13 protein-coding genes are annotated in these 20,134 nt (G+C 71.1%); all 13 read right to left on the reverse strand.

Features of this window, described 5'->3' with window-relative positions:
• Positions 1–8: 8 nt before the first annotated feature.
• Positions 9–350: a hypothetical protein gene (locus tag FHR38_RS00740; RefSeq protein WP_184531872.1), complete on the reverse strand. Its 342-nt coding sequence runs from the start codon at positions 348–350 to the stop codon at positions 9–11.
• A complete protein-coding gene (locus tag FHR38_RS00745) occupies positions 347–769 on the reverse strand; it encodes a YbaB/EbfC family nucleoid-associated protein (protein ID WP_184531874.1) in 423 nt (140 codons plus the stop codon). The genes FHR38_RS00740 and FHR38_RS00745 overlap by 4 nt, the downstream gene beginning before the upstream one ends.
• Positions 770–836: 67 nt before the next feature.
• Positions 837–3,377: a glycine rich domain-containing protein gene (locus FHR38_RS00750; protein WP_184531876.1), complete on the reverse strand. Its 2,541-nt coding sequence runs from the start codon at positions 3,375–3,377 to the stop codon at positions 837–839.
• Entirely contained in the window at positions 3,377–3,745 is a 369-nt protein-coding gene (locus FHR38_RS00755) for a hypothetical protein (protein WP_184531878.1), read from the reverse strand. The genes FHR38_RS00750 and FHR38_RS00755 overlap by 1 nt, the downstream gene beginning before the upstream one ends.
• 47 nt (positions 3,746–3,792) lie before the next feature.
• Entirely contained in the window at positions 3,793–4,083 is a 291-nt protein-coding gene (locus FHR38_RS00760; protein ID WP_184531880.1) for a WXG100 family type VII secretion target, read from the reverse strand.
• Between the two features lie 70 nt (positions 4,084–4,153).
• A complete protein-coding gene (locus FHR38_RS00765) occupies positions 4,154–4,471 on the reverse strand; it encodes a hypothetical protein (protein WP_184531883.1) in 318 nt (105 codons plus the stop codon).
• Between the two features lie 93 nt (positions 4,472–4,564).
• Positions 4,565–5,896 carry a type VII secretion protein EccB gene (eccB, locus tag FHR38_RS00770; RefSeq protein ID WP_184531885.1) on the reverse strand — a complete coding sequence of 444 codons (1,332 nt, stop codon included), beginning with the start codon at positions 5,894–5,896 and terminating at the stop codon, positions 4,565–4,567.
• Between the two features lies 1 nt (position 5,897).
• On the reverse strand, positions 5,898–7,307 hold the full coding sequence (gene eccD / locus FHR38_RS00775; protein WP_184531887.1) for a type VII secretion integral membrane protein EccD: 1,410 nt from the start codon (positions 7,305–7,307) through the stop codon (positions 5,898–5,900).
• A complete protein-coding gene (locus FHR38_RS00780) occupies positions 7,304–9,310 on the reverse strand; it encodes a hypothetical protein (RefSeq protein ID WP_184531889.1) in 2,007 nt (668 codons plus the stop codon). The genes eccD and FHR38_RS00780 overlap by 4 nt, the downstream gene beginning before the upstream one ends.
• Positions 9,307–13,293 carry a type VII secretion protein EccCa gene (gene eccCa, locus FHR38_RS00785; RefSeq protein WP_184531891.1) on the reverse strand — a complete coding sequence of 1,329 codons (3,987 nt, stop codon included), beginning with the start codon at positions 13,291–13,293 and terminating at the stop codon, positions 9,307–9,309. The genes FHR38_RS00780 and eccCa overlap by 4 nt, the downstream gene beginning before the upstream one ends.
• A 112-nt stretch (positions 13,294–13,405) precedes the next feature.
• A complete protein-coding gene (locus FHR38_RS31780; protein ID WP_184531893.1) occupies positions 13,406–16,885 on the reverse strand; it encodes an AAA family ATPase in 3,480 nt (1,159 codons plus the stop codon).
• Entirely contained in the window at positions 16,882–18,837 is a 1,956-nt protein-coding gene (locus tag FHR38_RS00795) for a hypothetical protein (protein WP_184531895.1), read from the reverse strand. Before FHR38_RS00795 ends, FHR38_RS31780 begins: the two co-directional genes overlap by 4 nt.
• Complete coding sequence (locus tag FHR38_RS00800) at positions 18,830–20,107, reverse strand: hypothetical protein (protein ID WP_184531897.1); 1,278 nt, start codon at positions 20,105–20,107, stop codon at positions 18,830–18,832. Before FHR38_RS00800 ends, FHR38_RS00795 begins: the two co-directional genes overlap by 8 nt.
• Between the last annotated feature and the right edge of the window lie 27 nt (positions 20,108–20,134).

A 20,134-nucleotide genomic window follows, 5' to 3' on the forward strand; every position in this document is an offset into this window, starting at 1 on the left:
CGGATCCGTCAGCCGCGGTGACCGCCACCCCAGCCGCCGGCGGCCTCGGCGTTGCTGGCCTCGGTGTTGTCTCCGATCCTCCGGACGACGTCCAACTTCTCGCCCTGGAGTCCGACCGCCCCACCGAGTGCGGTGTACGACGGAAACACGTACTTCACGAGCATGTCGCGCACGGCCTTGCGGGCCTGCAGGGTGACCTTGTCGTCCCCGGGTGCGTCGTCCGCCCACCGGCAGGCGGCGATGTCGACCAGGGTTTTCACCGTTTCCTCCAGGTCACTCTGGAACTGGCCCAGCAACGGCACCCGCCGGGCCAGGGCCTCCCCGGAGAACTCGATCCGCGACGCACTCATGATGCCGAGCGTCCCCGCCGCCGGTCGTCACCTGCGGAGACCAGACCGACGATGCCCTCGACGAGTTGCTCCATGCTGGTGGCCGTCCGCGCGGTGTCGCCGAGTTGGGAAAGGTCACCGGTCAACTCGGCGGTACCGGCCATCACCTTGCGCTGGGCACCCTCCCGGGCGGTCCGCACCGTGGTCACGATCAGATCGGCCAGTTCGGCCGGCGCGAGCTGCCGATAGGCGTCCCCGTTGAAGGCAATCTGGGTCAGCTCGCCATGCCCACCCACGGTCACCGACAGCAGCTTCTTCTTGTCCTCCACGGTGGTCTTCGCCTGGTTCACCCGCCGACGTACCCGATCGGTGGTGGCCCGTATGTCGTCCAGGGCCGACCGCATCTCGGCCAGCAGTTCCTCGTCGCCCAACATGCTCATCGCAGTACCTCCTTTGCTACCGCACGGTTGGGACGTGGTGCCGGGTTCACCCCGGCACCACGGTGGTTCACCGTCCCCAGTACGGGCGGCGTTCGTCCTGCGTACCGGTGCGCTCGTCGACGGGCTTGTCGTAGTCGTCGTAACCGTCGTCGTCGCTTCGGGTCTTGCGGCCACGTCGGCCGACCACCGCGGGTGCGCAGTCCGGATCGGTACCCCAGACCTTCTCGTCTTCCTTCAGCCAGGTGGTGCGCTGGCGATCGCGGTCCTGTCCGGATCGGTGTCCGCCGCCGCCGTACATGCCTGGCGCTCCGCCCAACATGCCTGGCATGTACGGCATTCCGCCGAGCGAGTTGTCCCCGGTTGTCTGTGTGGTACCAGTGCCCGTCGCGCCGGTAGCCGCCCCGGCACCACCCGGGCCGCCCACGGGCAGGCCCAACTTGTCCTGGCTCAGCACCCCGGCCGACCCGGAGATCCCGGGCACCGACGACAGGCCCCCGGTGCCGACCTGCACCCCGGGAAGGCTCGGAAACGTAGCCACACCGGGTATGGTGACGTCGCCGAAGGTCGGTAGGCCACCGGTGCTGCCCTTGCCCGGCTTGGGCGACACTTCCAGACCGTCGACCGTGGTCGGGAACGGGTTGATGTCCACCGGCGGCTTGGGGCTGGTGTAGTACCACGGCAACTTGCTCGGATCCAGGCCCGGTACGGACGTGGCCCCGCCGGACTGACTCGACGGGTCGACCAGCCCGAGATGCGACCGCGCCGCCTCGGTGAGCGGGATATCGTCCAGCAGCCCGGCCCGGTGTAGAGCGGCGAGCTGCTTCGGAGTGAGCTGACCCAGCATCGTCGTACCATCCGGCACCGACAGGCCGTTCTCCCGCAGGTAGGCGGTCTGCTCGGCGGTGAGCGGCACGTCGTCCAGCAACCCGTCCGAGTGCAGTTGCCGCAACTGGTCCGGCGTCAGGTCCCCCAACTCCTGCGGATCGACGAAGTTGCCGCCTGGCTGCATGGAAAAGCCGGGTCCCAGGTTGGCGAACGGGTTGCTCGATGTGGTGAACGCGGAGCCGCCGCCGGGACCGTTGGCGAACGGATCGTCCAAGCCGCCGTACACAGACGAGCCGCCGCCGGGACCGTTGGCGAACGGGTTGCCCGACGTGGTGAACGCGAAGCCACCGCCGGGACCGTTGGCGAACGGATCGTCCAGGCCGCCGTACACAGACGAGCCGCCGCCGGGACCGTTGGCGAACGGATCGTCGATGCCGTCATACCCGAACGTGTTCCCACCGTTGGGAAACATCTTGTCCCAGTCGACCCCACCCCAATTGGGAAACATATTGTCCCAGTCGATTTTGTCCCAGTTGGCAAACATCTTGTCCCAGTCCGGAACCATCTTGTCCCAGTTGGGGTGGCCGTCGGGGCCAATGTCGTTGGGCATCGGCAGGGGTGGCACCGGGTCCGGGTCGGCAAGATACATCGGGTTACGCGCGTCGGAAAACGCCGTCACCATGGTCTTCGCCGAGGTCAGCACCGGAGCAAAGGTGCCGATGAGATTAGTGACCCACCTTTGGCGCAGGTGCAAATCCAGCTTGTTCCACTCGGTGAGATTGAAGGCATCAAACGCGGGATATTCCAGCCACTTCGGCGGCGTCCACAGAACAGTTCCTACGTCTTTTCCTGAGCGCGATTGTCGAGGATTACTACTATCATTTCCCGCCGTGTTACCGGTGTTGGCGTACTGACTGCCGAGATCCCAGGCATTCGACTGACCATTGTGCACGTCGGCGTACTGGAGCGTGCTCTGGTTGAACATGGCGGCGATGACCCGGTACGGATGTTGCCAGGTGCCGGCCGGAGTGATTTTCGACCAGTTCGCGTTGGCCTCCAGCAGCGCCTTGATGAAGCTCTTCGTCTCCGTCTCGACCTGGTAGAGCACGCTGTCCCAGCGCTTGAACTGGTCATGGATGTCGCTGACGTGCCGGTTCGCGCTCTGTACCCGGTGGTACCAGGCCGATTCGGCGGAGCCCTTGAACTCGGGGTTCTTGACGTTCACCGAGTTCATCTGGTCGGTCAGCTGACCCGAGATCTTCATCGCGTGGTGGGTCAGGACGCCCAGGATCTGGCGCACCGCCGCAATCGAGTTCGGGTCGAACGACGTGCCGACCCCGGCCACCAAGGGGATCTCCTTGTGGATCGTCTCCCACGCGGAGCCGAGCACGATGACCGGGTTTTCCGTCGGTTTGACGGTCTTCGTTGGGTCGGTGGTGTTGCGGGTCTGCCCCTGAGCGTTGTCCCGGTTGGTCACGCCCACCCATACCGTCACCCGGGTGATTTTCTTCTTCGCCCCAGCCTGGGTCCACTTGTAGAAGGTGACCGCGTCCTTGTTGTACTCGGGCGCCCAGCCGCCGAAGTGTTCGAGCGTGCTCGACTGGGCGATCAGCCATGGGCCCTTGATGTTCGGGGGACGAAAGGCGTCGTTGACGGAACTCTTACCCCCGGACTGGCCACCTCCGCTTCCGGAGGTGGCCAGCGTGTGCTGTCCAGGGGTACCACCGAGAACCAGCCCCAGAATGCTCTCCAGGACATCCTCGATCGTCTTGATGTTCGTCATCACGAGACCTTGGGCATGAAATGCTCGAACTGCTCGGCGCTCAACGTACTCACCTGCTCGGTGGCCTCGGAGTCGGCCAGCAGGAACCTGATGCCGTGCTCCAGCGTGCTGAGTTCGCCCCGTCCGCTCTTGAAACGCGCGGCCAGCCCCGACCGGGTGGTGTCGATCCGCTCCACCAGCTCCACCGCCTCGCTGAAGCCCGCCCCACCGAGGCGCAACGTGAACGGCTTCGTGAAGTCGACCCGCGATTCCGGCAGGTGACCGTACGGGTAGATCTTCCCGTAGATCCGATCGATGTCATCGACCAGATCGGTATAGATGGCCTGCAGTTTCCGCAGGTAGCTCTCGTTGATGACGATGTTCTGCATCGGGTCTTCCTCTCGACGGAGACGGCGCCAGCGGGGACGACGGCGCCCTAGCCGCCGAAGACCGCCGCGCCCCGGTTGTCGCCATGGACGTAGGTCTGGGTGATCTCCTGGAGGCGCTGTTGCCCCATGGCCAGGGCCTGGCGCATCTCGAGCTGTCCCTGCTCCCACAACCGCTGGGCGGCGGCGTAGGTGTCCGGTGCCTGACCGTTGTTGGCCACGATGAACCGCTGCACCGAGACCTGGAGGTCGGCCAGTGACTGTTCGAGCTGGCGGGTCACCCTGGCCATCTCGCTGGCGACCTCCTGTGCCGCAGCGGGGTTGATGCTGTAGTTGGCCATTGTCGGCTCCTTCACGTTCGTCGGTCCGGATCTCCTCGATCCGGGTCTTGGTCAGTGGGATGCTCGACGGTCAGGGGGTGGCCCAGCCACCGGCCTGAAGCGCCGTGTCGTCCTCGGTCGTGGTGGTCAGTCGCGCGTAGGTCTGCATGTTGCTGTTGAGCATGTCCAGGCCCTGCCGGACCCGCCCGAAGCCGGCCAGCCACTGGTCTACGGCCTGGAAGAACCGCGGCGCGGCCGAGTCGCTCTGCCACTGGGTAGCCAGGTTGCTGCGGGCGTTCACCACGGTCTGCTCGCTTGCCATGGCCTCGCTCTGGCACTCGCCGAACGCGATGACCATGGCGCTGATGGTGCCCTCGTCGGCGACGATCCCGCTGTTGCTGAATGACATGACGCTTCCTGTCTGTCGTCCGGCGCACTGTCGCCGGAAGGTGTGCGAGTTGGCTCCGCCGTCACGGCGGCGTGCTCGAATGTCGCGGCGGCGTCACCCCCCTCCCGGCCGGACCACCGCCGGCCCGACGGGCACCATGGCGACCAGCGCGGCGGGCATCACCGCAGCCCGGTCCAGGGCGTACCCCAGGGTGGTGACATCGCCGCCGTTGACCGGGTACGCGATTCCCCGCTCGTCGACCAGCAGCCCCTGCTGCCGGTTGGGATCGACGCCTGCCCTCGCGGGGGGCATCAGCAGCGCTCCCCCGCCCGGTGACACCCGCACCAGGACGGAGGTCTTCGGTCCACTGCCACCGGACGGCTTGTCGGTCGCGGTGGCCAGGACGACCCTGGGTTTCTCGTCGGCCCGACCCGCGTACTCGACACACACCACGGCGTCCTTCGATGTGGACGGTGACTGGGGCGGGGCGGCCGGCAGCGTGGTCAGCGGGCGCACCGGACTACGCTGGCCGGCGGCTACCAGATCGGCCGCGCCGATCGGGGTCTCCCGGACCGAGCCCGGCATGGCCCGCTTCAGCAGGTACTCGGTCTCGGTCAGCGGGGCCAGCCCGCCGGCGGTCATCAGGTAGTGGCTGATCGTGCCGTTGCCCATGTCCACGGCGAACATCTGACCGATCGACGTCGGCCGGCCGGCCACCGTCGGCCCCGCGCTGCCGGCCTCGGGCACGCTCGGCGGGGCGACCGTACCGTCCAGCGGGATCAGATCCAGCCAGGCGGTCGTCACCGGCACCGGAACGAGCAGCCCCAACCCCAGCACGTCAGCCACCCAGGACTGGGTGAGCAACAGACGTCGCCCGCCCCACAGCAGGTAGGTCTTCCCATCCGCGGTGACCGGCACCGCCTGCCCGTCCCCGAGCGGTTCGGGGGCCGCCGGCACCCCGATGTCCAGGACGATCCGACCCGCACCCAGATCACAGGCACGCCACACGCCCTGGTTGATCCGACTGGCCGCGGGCAGCACCTGCGGCCCGGCCGGGGTACCCACCGCCGCACCCCGTGGCACCTTGGCCAACTGGGACGAGGACACGGTGATCGGGGTGAGCCGGCCCCCGGCCAGCAGGGTGGCCGTCGCCACGTCGTCGACCGGGCTCAGCCGCCCGTCCACCAGCACGTATCGCGCCCCGGTCGAGGAATCCACCACCAGCGTCCGCGGCTGTCGCCAACGGGTCGAGCCGGATCCCGGGATCAGCGCCCAGATCGCGACCACGCCCAGCAGCACGATCCCGAGCACGACACTGACGACGGTCCCCGTACGGTCCCGGCGGGTCGGCAACTCGGCGGTCTCCGGCTCGGCCCGCACCAGGGCACCGGTCACCCGGCCCATCATGTACCGCTGGGCGTCCACCTGGTCACGACGCGACGACATGTCACCCCACCCGAGCCCGGATCACGTCGATCAGGCCGGTGATGACCACGACGATCGGTACCAACGCGGCCACCGCCCCGGTATGTACCCAGTCACCCAGCCGGCCCCAGATCGGGGTGAACCGCCGGCCGGCCGGGATCCGCGCGGCCAGCCCGCACGCCACCACCAGGACCAGGCAGCAGCCGACGGCCAGTTGGGCGGCGAGTGGGCCCCGGACCACCGTCGCGGTCAGGCACCAGGTCGCCATGGCGAGAAGCGCCGGACCGGCCAGCGCCAACCGGTGCCAGGTGCTCGTCATCGCGCGGGTGACCAGGATCTGGGCGACGGCGGCGAGCCAGGCGGCCAGCGGTGGGGCCCAGCCGGGTGTCGCCGCCAGCCACACCATCGCGGCCCCGGAGACCAGACCGAGTGCCGCGTACAGGGCGGTCATGAACCGGTCCGCGGCGGCGGCCCGGGTGAGCACCTCGGCCGCCGGTTCCGGGTCGATGTCCTTCTGCAGGTCCGCGGGTTCGGCCGGCATCTGCGGCAGGGCGAACCCGGCAAGCTTGAAGGCGAGCGCCGGCACCGCCGAACGCAGCACGGTGGTGCCGGTGACCACGATCGCGGCGATCGCGGCCCAGTCCAGCGTGGTCTGGGCCCGGACCCCGAGCCCGACGGCAACCAGCAGCCACGCCGCCAACAGGCCGACGGTGATCTGTCGCCAGTTGGTGCGTGGGAAGACGAACACGACTACCAGCAGCGCGGCAAGGATGCCAGCGGTGGCACTGGCGAAGATCACCTGAGGTACGAAATAGGTACCGGCCGCGCCGGCCAGCGAGACGTACGGCACCAGCGCGGCCAGGGTGGTGAGCACCGCCGCGGCCACGCTGGCGGCACCCAGGATGCCGGCCGTCGCGCGGTCGGCCAGCTTGCGTACCACCGCGAAGCCCGCGGCGAAGCAGAGCAGCGCCGTCCCCGCGAGCAGCGTCGGACGCCCGGGTACGTCCGGCCACATCCACATGCTGGCCAGCCCGGCGGCCAGCCAGGCGGCGAACAGCAGCAGTGCGGTGATCCTCGTGGTCTGCGGGGACCACCGCCCGGAGCGCTTACGGATGCCGGTCGAGATGCCGTCGACGAGGTCGTCGTAGGCCAGCGGCGGAATCTGGTCGGTGCGGGGGCGTACGTGTACGACCTCACCGTCGAGCAGGTCGAGGTCGTCGACGGTGCACGACTCGTCGAGGGCCGGCCCGCCCAGCCGTTGCACGATCCAGCCGCTGTGCTCCAGCCCTCGGTCGGCGAGGTCCGACCCCAACGCGCTCAGCAGGGCCGGCATCAGGTCGGCCAGCGGGATGTGGGTGGGCAGACTCACGTCGACCCGGCTGGTCGGTCCGACCACCAGCAGCCGGCAGAGTTCCCCGCGCGCGGTGCTCATATTCCGAGCACGCCTTCCATCTCGCTGAAGTTCACAATTGGTCGCCCGCTGTTCTGCGGGCCGTCGTTCTGCGGGCCGCCTGTGCTCGTGGCGGGCAGCAGTCGGGCCGGAACCGTGCGTTCGCCCAGGAACCAACACTCCTGGCCGGCTGTGGCCGCTGACCCGGCTCCGCTAGCGTCACCGGCCGTGGTCGCCGGTGTGACGCCGGAACCAAACCAGGTGGCCGGTGTCGCGGTACGGTCCAGCAGCGCCTCCGCCTCGGGTGGCAGTACCACCACGTCGAGGCTCTGGTCCTGGTTGCGTCGCCGGTCGGTGACCGACGTGACCGGGCCGAGGTCGACGGACAGGTCCCGGAACGCGAGCAGCAGGGCGGTCCACGCGGTGTCCGGGTCGGCCAGCCCGCGTACCAGTGGGGCGACCACGGTGAGGCACAGGTCCCCGGAGCGCGACAGGTGCTGCCAGCGCAGCAGATTCACGCAGGCGATCAGGGTCGGTAGCGGGTCCGGGTCCGGGCAGGCGACCGGTGGTTGACCGTCGACCGGCGGCAGCCAGCTCAGTTCACTGTGCCCACACACCGCCGGTGCCGACTTGACCAGGTCGGCCGCACCGATGCCGAGCCGGGCCAGCAGCCACTGGTGCACCCGCCCGGTACGCATCGCGGTGACCGCCCAGGTCCAGGAGACCGGCTCCCCCCGCCACCCGGGCGCGGCCGGGTGGGCGGCGCGGGCGGCGTACAGGTCGCGCGGGTCGCGCAGGTAGTTGTATCGCGCTCCCTCCAGCCACAGGGCAAGCGCGGGATGCCCCGCCGGGGCCGCGATCACGTCGTTGAGGACGATCTCGTCGGTGAGCGCGTGCAGCGTGAACCCGTGCGCCGACGCCGCGACCCGGTCGAGGAGTTCCGGCAGCCGGGCCGGCCCGTCGGCCTCCGGCCGCCCGTGCCACCGACCACGGAACAGCCGGTATCCACCACCGGCCGGGCCGCCGGCGGATTCGTCCGCCGGTACGTCGGCGGATTCGCCGGGCGGAGGCTCCGCATCCGGGAAGAGGTGCAGGTCACCGTCGGCGTACAGGCCACCGAACCGGTGCACCACCTCGACCCGCAGGTGGTCGCTGGCCGCGGCGAAGCCCTGCGGTAGCCCACGGTCCAGTTCCAGGGCGTACGGGGTGTGCAGGGTCATGGGCGCGGTCGCGTGGAACAGTTCGGCCACGCTCACCAGGTGGATGCCGTGGCGGCCGGCCCAGGCCAGCAGGGCACGTACCGGGGCCATCGGATCGGGCCGGCCGGCCGGCGCGGGCGGGGTGGTGCGGGCCGCGTGGAAGCGGGCGCGGGGGATGTCCGTCCACAGTACGAAGTCGACCTGGCCGGCGTAGCGGTCGGCCGCAGCGCCGTAGTTGGCCCAGAAGCCGTTCGCCTCGGGCAGGGGTCGGCCCAGCCAGATCCCGTGTACGACATGCGGGATGGCGGTGGTGGCCGGCAGCGGTGGCGCGTACTCCGGTTGGCCCCACCGCCGGGCGGCACCGTCGCGCCGGAACGTGCTGACCCGGCCGGCGTCGGCGGCCAGGGCCTCGGGCGACAGTTCGGCGGCGCTCGGGGCGGGACGGGTCATGCTCACCCGCCGCAACAGCGGCGCGACCAGGTGTGGGGCGAGGCGACGTACGTCGGTTCCGGCGAGGAACTCCGGTGCCGGCGGCAGTCGACGGGAGCCGAAGATGTCGCCGCCGATCCAGCGGCGCGCCAGGTTCTCCTCGGCTGCCCAGGTGTAGAGCCCCGGGTAGGTCATCCGGCGCAGCCAGGCCAGCAGCACCGCGTCGTGCGGCCAGGCGGTCGGTGCCGCGGACGGCCCGGGCAGGCAGGCCGCGATCCGCAGCCGCCGCGCCAGTTCCTCGGCGGCCGGCTCGACAACCGGCCCGACAGCTTGCTCGGTTTCCGTCTCGGCAGTCTGTCCGGCGGAACGGGCCGGCGGCGAGGGCGTACGACGTGGACGCATCGCGGTGTGGATCATCGGTCGACCCCGGTGGGTACCGTGGGCCCGGGAACCAGTGCCGTCTGGATCAGCCGGCTGCCACGCCGGGTGCAGAGTAGCGCCCGTCCCCGGGGCAACGATCGAGGCTTGATACCCCCCAGCAGCGGTCCCTCGGTCGGCGGGCAGGACAGCGCCACATCCGGGGTGTTCAGCTCCTGGATGCGGCGCAGCAGCGGGTCCATCGACAGCCGCATCGCCCCGGCCGCGGCCCGTGCCACGATCATGTGCAGGCCGATGTCGCTGCCCTGGGGCAGCAACGGGATCAGGCCGGCCAGCGGATTCTCGTGCCCGGCGAGCAGTTCGTAGTCGTCGACCAGGATGTAAAGCTCCGGGCCGGCCCACCAGTCGCGGGTACGCAGTTGCTCCGGGGTGATGTCGGAGCCGGGCACCCGCGGCTTGAGGCCGGCCAGTGCCTCCGCCGCCGTGGCCCGGGTGCTGTCCGGCGAGACCGAGTAGCCCAGCCGGTAGGCGTCCGGTACGTCGTCGAAGAGCTGCCGCCGGTAGTCGACTGCCATGATGCGCGCCTGGGCCGGGGTGTGGCTGGCGACCACCGCTCGGGCGATGAGGCGCAGCACGTTCGTCTTGCCACTCTCGGTGTCGCCCAGCACCGTCAGATGCGGCATCACCCGGAAGTCGTGCCACACCGGCGCGAGCTGGTCCTCGTCCACGCCTAGCGCGATCCGGGTGTCCTGCGGCACCGGCAGCTCGGCCACCGGTAGCGAGGCCGGCAGGGTACGTACCGCAGCCGCCCGTTCCCCGGCCCAGTTCTCCGCTACCGCTTCGACCAGTTGCTCGGTCGCCGCGGTGAGCCCCTCGGCCGACTGGACGCCGTCGATGCGCGGCAGCGCGCCGAGGAAGTGCAGCTTCGCCTCGGTCAGCCCGTGCCCGGGTGCTCGGGGCACCTGGGCCGCCGCGCGCAGGTCGATCCCGGACTCCACCGGATCACCCAGGCGCAGTTCGAGGCGGGTGCCGACCTTGTCCCGCATGGACATGTGCAGCTCCGTCCAGCGCCCCATGGAGACCATCACGTGTACCCCGTAGTTCAGACCGCGCGCGGCGATCTCCCGGGCCATCTCCTCGGTCGCCTCGAACTCCTGCCGCAGCGTGAACCACCCGTCCACGACCAGGAACACGTCGCCGAACCGATCCTCCGGAATGCGGCCGTCGGCCTGGGCCCGCCGGTACGCCTCCCGGCCGTGGATGCCCAGATCCGCACAGCGGCGCTCCCGGTCGACCAGGATCGAACGGACCTCGGCCACGGTGCGCCCCACCCGCTCCGGCTCGTGCCGGCCGGCCACCCCGCCCACATGTGGCAAACCGGTCAACCCGGTCAGCGACCCGCCACCGAAGTCGAGGCAGTAGAACTGCACCTGTCGCGGTGAGTGGGTCAGGGCCAGCCCGCACACGAGTGAGCGCAGCAGGGTGCTCTTACCGCTCTGCGGCCCGCCGGCCACCCCCACATGCCCTCCGACCCCGGCCAGGTCCACCACGAGCAGGTCACGCATCTGCTCGAACGGCTTGTCGATGAGGCCGACCGGTACGTGCAGGTACGTCTGCTCCCCGACGCCGACCGGACGCAGCCCGTGCTCGGGGTCGGGCAGCAGCGGCGGCAGCACGTCGTCCAGAGTCGGCGCGGCCTCCAGCGGCGGCATCCACACCGGGTGTGCCGGCGGCCCCTGGTCGACCAGCCGGTCCACCAACGCGTGCAGCACGGTGGAACCGGTGTCCTCCGATGCCTGGTTCGGCGCCTGGTTCGGGGCCTGGTCTGGGGCTTGGCTGGGCGGGGCCGCCGGGACGGCTGGCCGGGCGGTGAACGGCACGACCTGGCTCGCGATCACCTCACGACGTAACCCGGTGCCGCGTGCCCGATGCGGACCGGAGACGTACGCGGCCTTGAACCGGGTGATGCTGGTGACGCTGGAGCGCAGGTAACCGTTGCCCGGGTCGGCCGGCAGCTCGTACGCGTCGGGTACACCGATGACCGCCCGCGACTCCATCGCGGAGAAGGTACGCAGCCCGATCCGGTAGGACAGGTGTCCCTCCAGTTGGTGGATGCGTCCGTCCTCCAACCGTTGGGAGGCCAACAGCAGGTGCACCCCGAGCGACCGGCCGAGCCGGCCGATCATCACGAAAAGCTGGATGAAGTCGGGGTTGGCGGCGATCAGCTCGCTGAACTCGTCCACCACCACGAACAGGGTGGGCAGCGGGTCGAGGTCGGCACCCTGGCCGCGGGCCTTCTCGTAGTCCCGCACCGAGCTGAAGTTGCCGGCCCGCCGCAGCAGTTCCTGCCGGCGCACCAGTTCGCCGTGCACGGCGGCCTGCATCCGGTCGACCAGCGCGGCCTCGTCGGCGAGGTTGGTGATCAGCGCCGAGACGTGCGGCAGCCGGTCCAGCCCGACGAAGGTGGCACCCCCCTTGAAGTCCACCAGCACGAAGTTGAGCGTCTCCGAGGAGTGGGTGGCCGCCAGCGCCAGTACCAGGGTGCGCAGCAGTTCGCTCTTACCCGACCCGGTGGCGCCGATCAGCATGCCGTGCGGACCCATCCCGCCCTCGGCTGACTCCTTGATGTCCAGCTCGATCGGGGAACCGTCGGCGGCCACGCCGATGGGTACCCGCAACCGGTCCGCGGGGGTGCGGGCGCGCCACCGGGCGCGGGCGTCGAAGCTGTCCAGATCGGTGATGTCCAGCAGGTCGGGCAGGTCGAGCAGGGAGCTGAGCCCACTGGCCGGCTGCTCGCCGGTGACCTTCGTGGCGTGCCGGGCCATGAGCCGGGCCACCGTCCGCAGCCGGGTCAGGTCCAGGTGGTCCGGCGCGGCCAGCCGAGTACGCACCTCCCGGCCCACGTGGTCCTTTTCGATCATCTCCACGTCGGTGGCGCTCACCTCCAGGTTGAGCACGTCCTCCCCGGCGGCGAAGCCCCGGCCGTCGAAGTCGACGAGGACGGCGTTGCGGTACCCGGATACGGTGAGCCGGGCACCCGGCGGGATCACGCCGCCGTCGCAGACCACCACGACGAACGGCTCCTCGCGGGAGGGTTGGGCCTCGTTCTCGTATCGGGAACGTGCCGCGAACTCGCTGCCCAGCAGCCGTTCCACCTCCTCCAGGGTGCCGCCGAACAGCCGCACCGGCCCGGCCACGTCGACATCGGTGACGTGCTTGGCGTGGGGCAGCCACTTGACCCATTCCCACTGCGCCGCCTGCTCGGCACCCGTGCACACGGCCAGCCGCAGCTCGTCGGGGGCGTGGAAGGTGGTCAGTTGGGCGAGCATGGCGCGCACCATGCCCAGTGCCACGTCCCGGTCGCCGCTGATCCGCACGTGGGAGAAGCCCGGCAGGCACAGCGCGACGGGCTGGTCGGGGATGGTCGTGTACGCCTTGACGAAGCGACGCAACGCCTTGGCACAGACCGGTTCCAGGTCCTCCACCGGCTTGGTCTGCAACGGGGTGATGCGCACCGCGAGCCGCTGGGCACCGGTGCCGACCCGGATCTCGCCGAAGTCCGGGTGCGTCGGCCGCCGCTCCCACAGCCGGCTGGTCATCGCCAGCGACCACAGCGACTTCGGGTCCGGGTGCCGCCAGGCCAGCGCGTCGCGCTGCTTGGCCGCGTACGCCCGGACCTGCCTACGGGTCTGTGCCAGGTAGCGGAAGTAGTCCCGCCGATCCCCGTTGATCTTGTCACTGCGGTTACCGGAGGACATCGTCATCTGGAAGACCACCATGCTCAGCATGCCGCCGCCCATCATGACGAGCATGACCATGCCCATCGGACCGTTCAGCGAACGACCGAGGAACATGAACATGAACCCGCCGGTCATGAGCAGCGTCGGCAGGATCATCGCGAGCGAACGGAGGCCGGCGGGTTGGACCTCCGGGATGACCGGCGGCTCCTGCAACGAGATCTCGCCGTGCGGTAGTTCTGGTCCGTTTCGGCGGGCCGGCCGCCGGTAGGGTCTGGTGCTCACATCTGTCACACGGCTATGAGCCGGGAAGGGTTGACGGGCATCGCTGTCCGATCGGCCGATCCGCGCCGGGGACCATCGCGGCCTTCGGGTTCCGCGGTACGCATCGGGTCGGTCACCCCGCCAGGGCCGCCCGCACGTCGGCCGCGTACAACTGGCGCATGTCGTCGACGGTCGGCGCGACGGTCCCGCGCAACCGGTTGGCCTGCTTGGTGATGGCGCGTTCGAGCAGCTGGCGCGCGTACCGGCCGTTGCCGAAGGTCTCGTCCCGGACCAGGCTCTCGAAGTGCTGGTACAGCAGCGGAAGGCTGTCGTTGCTGAAGTCGAAGCCGCCGTCGCGGGCCAGCGTCTGCACGATGGACACCAGCTCCGAGGCGGTGTACGACTCGAACGGGATCTGTCGGCTGAACCGGGAGGCCAGCCCCGGGTTGTTGGCCAGGAAGCGGCGCATGTCCCCGGTGTACCCGGCGGCGATCACCACCACGTCGTCGCGGTGGTCCTCCATCAGCTTCACCAGTGTGTCGATGGCTTCCCTGCCGAAGTCGTTGCCCTGGCCGGCCAGCGCGTACGCCTCGTCGATGAAGAGCACACCGCCGCGCGCCCTACCGAACACGTCGGTGGTCTTGACCGCGGTGTGCCCGACGTACTCGCCGACCAGGTCGGCCCGGGAGACCTCGACGAGCTGACCGGTACGCAGCACGCCCATCGCGTTGAGCAGTTGCCCGTACAACCGGGCCACGCTGGTCTTGCCGGTGCCGGGCGGCCCCGCGAAGATCAGGTGCCGGGAGATCGTCGGGGTGGGCAGACCCGCGCGGGCCCGGGTCTCGGTGGAGGCGATCAGGTCGATGACGTCGGTCACCTCGCGCTTGACCGCGTCCAGACCGACCATCGAGTCCAGCCGCCCGAGCAGGTCCTGGACCGCCTGCGCCGCGCCGGCCGGAGCCGACGGACCGGCCGCCTGCTCGCCCAGGTCCTCCGGCAGTAACTGGGCCAGTTCGATGTCCGGGACCTGCGGATTGCGCGAGAGCCGGTACGCCTGACGCCCCAACATGTCCTCGAAGACCTGTCGGGCCACCCGGGCGTTGCCGAAGGTCTCGGTACGGGCCATCTCACCGAAGTGCCGCACCAGCGCCTGCCGTGTCTCGTACTCCAGCACGTAGTGATGGGCCCGGCAGAGCCGGTCGATGATCTCGGCCAGCTCGTCGTCCGAGTAGCTGTCGAACTGGATGGTACGGGCGAAGCGGGACTCCAGGCCCGGGTTGGCGGCCAGGAAGGTACGCATGTTGGGGCTGTAGCCGGCGACCACGACGACCACCTCGTCGCGGTGGTCCTCCATCAGCTTGACCAGGGTGTCGATGGCCTCCCGGCCGAAGTCGTGACCGCCGCCTCCGGTCGAGAGCGTGTACGCCTCGTCGATGAACAGCACCCCGCCCAGGGCCTCCTCGAACCGCGCGGTGGTCTTCACCGCCGTGCCGCCGACGTGCTCGGCGACCAGGTCGCTGCGGGACACCTCGACCAGTTGCCCGCTGGAGAGCACGCCGAGGCTGGCCAGGATCCGGGCGAAGATGCGGGCCACCGTGGTCTTGCCGGTACCGGGCGGCCCGGCGAAGACCAGGTGCCGGGACATGGGCGGTACATGCAGCCCGGCTTCCCGGCGACGCTTGGCGATCTGGTTGAGCCCGACCAGGGTGGCCACCTCGTGCTTGACCCCGGCCAGGCCGACCAGACTGTCCAGCTCGCGCAGGAGCGCGGCCACCGGCCCGTCTGCTTCCCCGTCCCCGCCTGCCCCGACACCCGACGGTCCGTACCCGGCACCCGGCGGCCGGTCGCCGGACACGCCGGTACCGGTGCCGCCGTCGGCGGTCGCGACCTGATCCGGCAGCCTGACGTCGGACTGCGCGGGGTGTGCCGGGCGAGTGCCGGACGGGTTCCGGGGCGGGACGACACCCGGCACGGTGGGCTCGGAGACGGATCCCGGGGCGCGGTCGGTCACCGGTGTGTCCGGTCGTCCGGGCATCGGCGGGGAAACCGGCCGCCCGTTGTGCCCGATGTCCACATTCGACAGCTCGACTGCGGCGGTCGGGCTCGGTGCGTCCACGGCGACGCCGGCGTTACCGCGCACCACCCCACCGTGCAGCCGCACCGGCGCGTTGGTCTCCACCAGGACACCCGGTCCCTGGTTGCCCACGATCTCACAGTCCGTCGCGGTTACGGTGCTACCGGCGCCGGCCCGGATCCCCGGGCCGTGACTGCCGCTGATCCGGCTACGGGACATGGTGACCGCGCTGGAGCCGGTGGTCACCATTCCCGCACCGCCGGAGTCCTCCACGGCGATCGAGGACAGCTCGGGACGGGCGGCCCCGGTCACCTCCAGGCCGGTCCGGCAGTTGGCGAACCGGGAGTTGACCAGCGCGGTGCTCGCGTCCTCGGCGAGCTTCGCCCCGGCGGCCCGCGCCCCGGTGACCTGACCATCGGAGAACCGGCCGCCACCACCGGTCGCGTGCAGGCCGTACCGGACGTCCTCGATGGACAGGCCGCGCAGTAGCGGAGCGGCCTCCTGCTCGATCGCCACGCCGATGGGGACGTCACGCACGCCGACCCCGTCCAGCCGCGCCTTCGACCGACCCGTCAGGAACACGCCCGCGTCGGCACAGCCCGCCACGGTACCCCCGGTGAGGTGCGGTGCCGCCGCATCGGTGACCAGTACGCCGGCCGCGCCGCAGTCGCGTACCTCGCAGCCGGTCAACTGCGGCGCCGAGGTACCCAGGCAGTCCAGTCCGTGGCCGCGGGCCCGGGTGATGAGCGTGTTGGACAGCACGGGCGCGGCCTGTGCCATGGTCACCACGGCGTGCACCCGGGCGTCCCGGATCTCGCAGCGGTCCAGCACCGGGGCCGCCTCGTCGTTGACGAGCAGCCCGACGTCGCCACCGAGCACCGTGGTCCCGGCCAGGTAGGGGCGGGCGGCCTGCTGCGCCACGACGGCGTACTGGCCGACCTCGTCGATGCGGCAGCCGGTCAGGTGGGGGGCGCTAACCCCCACGGCCAGCAGCGCGGCCTCGACGATCCCGGTGAAGGTACAGTCCCGGAACACCGGGCTGCCCGGCCCGGTCGCCAGGATCGCGCACTTGGCGATGTCGTGCAGGCGCACGCCGGTGTACTCGCCGGTGCCGGCCTCGTGGACGATGCCGGCCCCGCCGGAGTTGCTGACCGCGCCACCGCGCATCTCAACGGCACCGCCACGTACGTGGATCGCGGCCGGTGCCGCCGCGTCGATGGTGCACGCCTCCAGGCGAACCCGGCCGGCGGCCACCTGCAACACCGGCATCCGTTCGTCGCCGCCGCGGATGGCGATGTCCTGGATCAGGATCTCGCCCCCGGCAGCCAGGATGGCCGCGCCCGGGGGCACCTCGATGATGACGGTGCCCGTGCCGTCCTCGGCCACCAGGACGACATCCTGGTGGAACAGGGGTGCCTCACGGTACACGCCGGGACGTACCGCCACGGTGTCGCCGGGGGCCGCCGCAGCCAGGGCCCGGGAGATGTCGGTGAGGCAGCCGGTGTCCCTGGCCGACACCGACAGCACGCTGGTGGTCACGGAACTACTCCTTCATGACTGTCGCTGCCTGGGGATACCGGCGCGGGGCGGGCCGGTCCGCTGGGGTCGTCCCGGAGGGCACCGGCCGGGTCGAGTTGGAGCGCGAACGGGCGGTCGCTGGCCGCGAAGCCCAGCGGCCACGGCAGCGGCGCGGGTGCCGCGCGTGGTGCCTGCGCGGCGAGCGCGTCCCGCAGTTTGCCGGCCACCCGCTCGTCCAGCGCGCCGCCGCGGTGCTCGAAGACGATCTCCCGCAGAAGTACGCACGGCGCCCCGTCCGGACCGTCGTCGACGCCGAGCACCGCGAAGCGGGTACCGGCGGCGAACATGGCCTGGCCGACCTGGGCACCCGGGATACCGAGTTGGTCCAGCCGGCGCGCGGTGGCCGACCAGATCGCGTACCGGCCCGCACCGCCCCCGCCCCCGGTGCCGCCCCCGCCCCCGCCCCCGGTGCCGGTGCCGGTGCCGGTGCCGACAGTGCCGCCGGTCAACGACACCGTGGTGAACCCCGGCTCCACCACCAGATCCCCGGGACGGTACCGATCGGTCACCTCCAGCCCGTCGGGTACCGCGGCGAAGACCGGTCCGCCGATGGCCGGCAGCTGTACCAGCCCCGCACAGGCACATCGGGCCAGCAACTGGACGTCCTCGTCGGGTGTGCCGCCCCGCAGCGTGTCGTCGACCCGCTCACGCATCCCGTCGAGCAGGGCGAGCACCGCGACGAGTCCGGCCATCACGTCGTGCGCGCCGACCGCGTTGCGTAGCCCCGGGTGCAGCGACAGCGCCCGAACCACCGCGCGGGAGTGGGCCTGGAATTTCCAACCCAGCACGACACGCAGCCGCTCCCGGTCTGCCTCCTCGGTCCGCGCCCGTACCCCGAGCCAGGCCGCCTCCCGCCGGGCGGCGGGCGACACCGACGGCGGGCCGGCGGCCCCGCCGCCCCCCGGCGTATCGGCGGTGTCCGGGCTGCTCGGCGGGACCACGGTGACAGCGGCCGGCATGGCGGCGACAGTGGCCGGCGTGTCCGTCGCAGGTGCCTGGCTGTCCGTTGTCCCGGCGGCCACGATGGTGTCCAGCGGCCGGTGGGTGTCCAGTTCCAGCCGGGGCGGTGGGAACTCGGGCAACACGATGCGCCGGAGACCGAAATCGGGTTGCGGTACCTCGATCACCGGAACCGTCAGGCCACGCACCAGGTGCGCCGTCTCCAGCTCCGACGGCCGACCGGGCTCCAGTCCCGGTACCGCAACCGACGACTGGATCGCCGCCGGAGCGGCGGGCGGCGGGGCAATCGCTGGGTGGTTGGCCACCGGCGGCGGTACCGGCTCGGCGGGCACCCCGGGCGGTAGCGGAGACGGCGACTGGCCGGGCGGGGTACGACGGGCACGCACCGGCCCCAGCGGGGGCAGCAGGCGACCGGCCAACCCCGGTTCGTCCGCGCCGTTCGGGTGCCAACACCAGAACTGCCCGTCCGCGAAGGCACGCCCGAAGGTGAAGCGGATTCCGGCGTCCGAGGCGTACACCGGTGCGCCCAGGTCGACCGCGAGCTGGCGCAACACCGGCCCGGCACCGTCGGCCGGCGCGGACGCCTGGGTGACCAGCAGCACCGGCCGACCCCGCCACCGGGGACAGTGCCAGATCGCCCGGGCCAGGTCGGCGGCGACCATTGGCCGGCCGCCCAGCCGGAAGCCGGACCGGTCGGCCTCGACCACGAGCGCGAACCAGCCCGCCGGGCCCGGGGTGACCGATCCCGGGCTCTCCCACGGCCCCCAATTGAGCACCGGTACCCGCGAGCCGGCGTCCGGCAGGATGCGGGCCACGGCGGCCCCCACCACCTGGGTTGCCTGGCGCAGATACCGCGTCACGTGCTGTCCGGCCGGTACGGCCCGGTCGGGCTGCGGACGTCCCCAGAAGGACGGCAGGGGTACCCGCTGCACCGGAGCAAGCACCTCACCCACGGGATCTCCGGTTCGACAGCTCCACTTCGGTTTCGGGGGGTGAGTTCGTCCGCCACGGGTTCACCGGCACCACGCCGTCCGGCGACGCGACGTCGGCCGGGAGATCCTCGGCCGGTGGTACCGGGTCGGCGTCAGCACCGGGTACCTGCCACACGACCGCCTCGGAACGGTGCTGGTACAGGTGCGCCAGGGCACGGTGTAGGGAGATCTCGTCCAGTGGCTCGGCAGGCTCGGCCCCGGCCAGCAGCCCGGTCAGGTGCGCGGTCAGCTCCGGATCCGGCAACAGACCGTAGTTCTCCAGGTAGTACGTGGTCGCCTCGCTCCACACCCAGGTTCCGTCGGTGCGCAGATGTAGCGGAACCACGTCTCCCCGCTCCGGGGCCAGGATGTCGGCCATCGCGGCGCTGCTCCACGCGATGACCACCCCCGCGCGCAGGGCGGCAAGCAGTTCGTCGCGTTCCGTGGTGTCCGCGACCACCGGCCGGTTGGTGGCGAACCACGGGCCGCGTACCGGATCGACACCATCGAACACCCGAGCGGTGGTGATCGGCACGGCCGGCCGCGCCGCCCACAGCAGGACGCCACACGAGCGGGCCAAGGTCTGGTAGTAGGGCGCGTCCAGCCCGGCCCAGCAGACCTCCACCTGGGCCTCGGCGTCCCCGGCCTCGACCATGCTCCGGCGCAGGTGGACGGTGAGGGTGGGCAGAATGTCCAGGGTGCCATCGACACTGACGACGGCCACCCGTACCGGGTCCTGCCAGGGCTGGGCGCTGGGCGGCATCCGCCACGCCCGCCACACCGCCCGTACCGCCGGGACGGCCGACGCCGCGGCAACCAGCGCCCGGTCCACCGGGTCGCGGTCCTCAGCCGCGTCGGCGCTACGGTCCTGCGGCCTTATCACCAGGCCCGCGTCGTCCTGCGTGACTGGCAGCGCGGACAGGAACAGCCACGGTGCCGGTGGACGTTCCCCGCGCAACTCCTCCAGCGCCAGGGCGAGGTCGATGTCGCCGCCGAGGGCCAGTTCCTCGCGCAGCGCACCGATCTCGTCCGCGGCCAGTTGCAGCGGCTGGGAGATCGCCGCGAAGGTGACCACCTGTGCAACCTCCAGCCGCCGACCGGCGGCCAGCGCGTCCCGCGCGTCGGCCAGCACCCGGTCCGGCAGCGAACCGGCCAACCGCAGCAGGAGCGCGTGCATCGTCGCCTCGGCTCCCACGTCACGGTCGTCCCGCGTCACCTCCGATGCCACGTCCCGGTCAGTGTCCAGGTCCACGGTCACCCCCCTCCTTCGCCGACGCCC

It is taken from the genome of Micromonospora polyrhachis (genome assembly GCF_014203835.1).
Lineage (GTDB): Bacteria > Actinomycetota > Actinomycetes > Mycobacteriales > Micromonosporaceae > Micromonospora_H > Micromonospora_H polyrhachis.

What these genes read in the sequence shown, in the direction of transcription:
- FHR38_RS00740 (WP_184531872.1), bottom strand. Translation starts at nt 350, where the DNA reads ATGAGTGCGTCGCGGATCGAGTTCTCCGGGGAGGCCCTGGCCCGGCGG.
- FHR38_RS00745 (WP_184531874.1), bottom strand. Translation starts at nt 769, where the DNA reads ATGAGCATGTTGGGCGACGAGGAACTGCTGGCCGAGATGCGGTCGGCC.
- FHR38_RS00750 (WP_184531876.1), bottom strand. Translation starts at nt 3,377, where the DNA reads ATGACGAACATCAAGACGATCGAGGATGTCCTGGAGAGCATTCTGGGG.
- FHR38_RS00755 (WP_184531878.1), bottom strand. Translation starts at nt 3,745, where the DNA reads ATGCAGAACATCGTCATCAACGAGAGCTACCTGCGGAAACTGCAGGCC.
- FHR38_RS00760 (WP_184531880.1), bottom strand. Translation starts at nt 4,083, where the DNA reads ATGGCCAACTACAGCATCAACCCCGCTGCGGCACAGGAGGTCGCCAGC.
- FHR38_RS00765 (WP_184531883.1), bottom strand. Translation starts at nt 4,471, where the DNA reads ATGTCATTCAGCAACAGCGGGATCGTCGCCGACGAGGGCACCATCAGC.
- eccB (WP_184531885.1), bottom strand. Translation starts at nt 5,896, where the DNA reads ATGTCGTCGCGTCGTGACCAGGTGGACGCCCAGCGGTACATGATGGGC.
- eccD (WP_184531887.1), bottom strand. Translation starts at nt 7,307, where the DNA reads ATGAGCACCGCGCGCGGGGAACTCTGCCGGCTGCTGGTGGTCGGACCG.
- FHR38_RS00780 (WP_184531889.1), bottom strand. Translation starts at nt 9,310, where the DNA reads ATGATCCACACCGCGATGCGTCCACGTCGTACGCCCTCGCCGCCGGCC.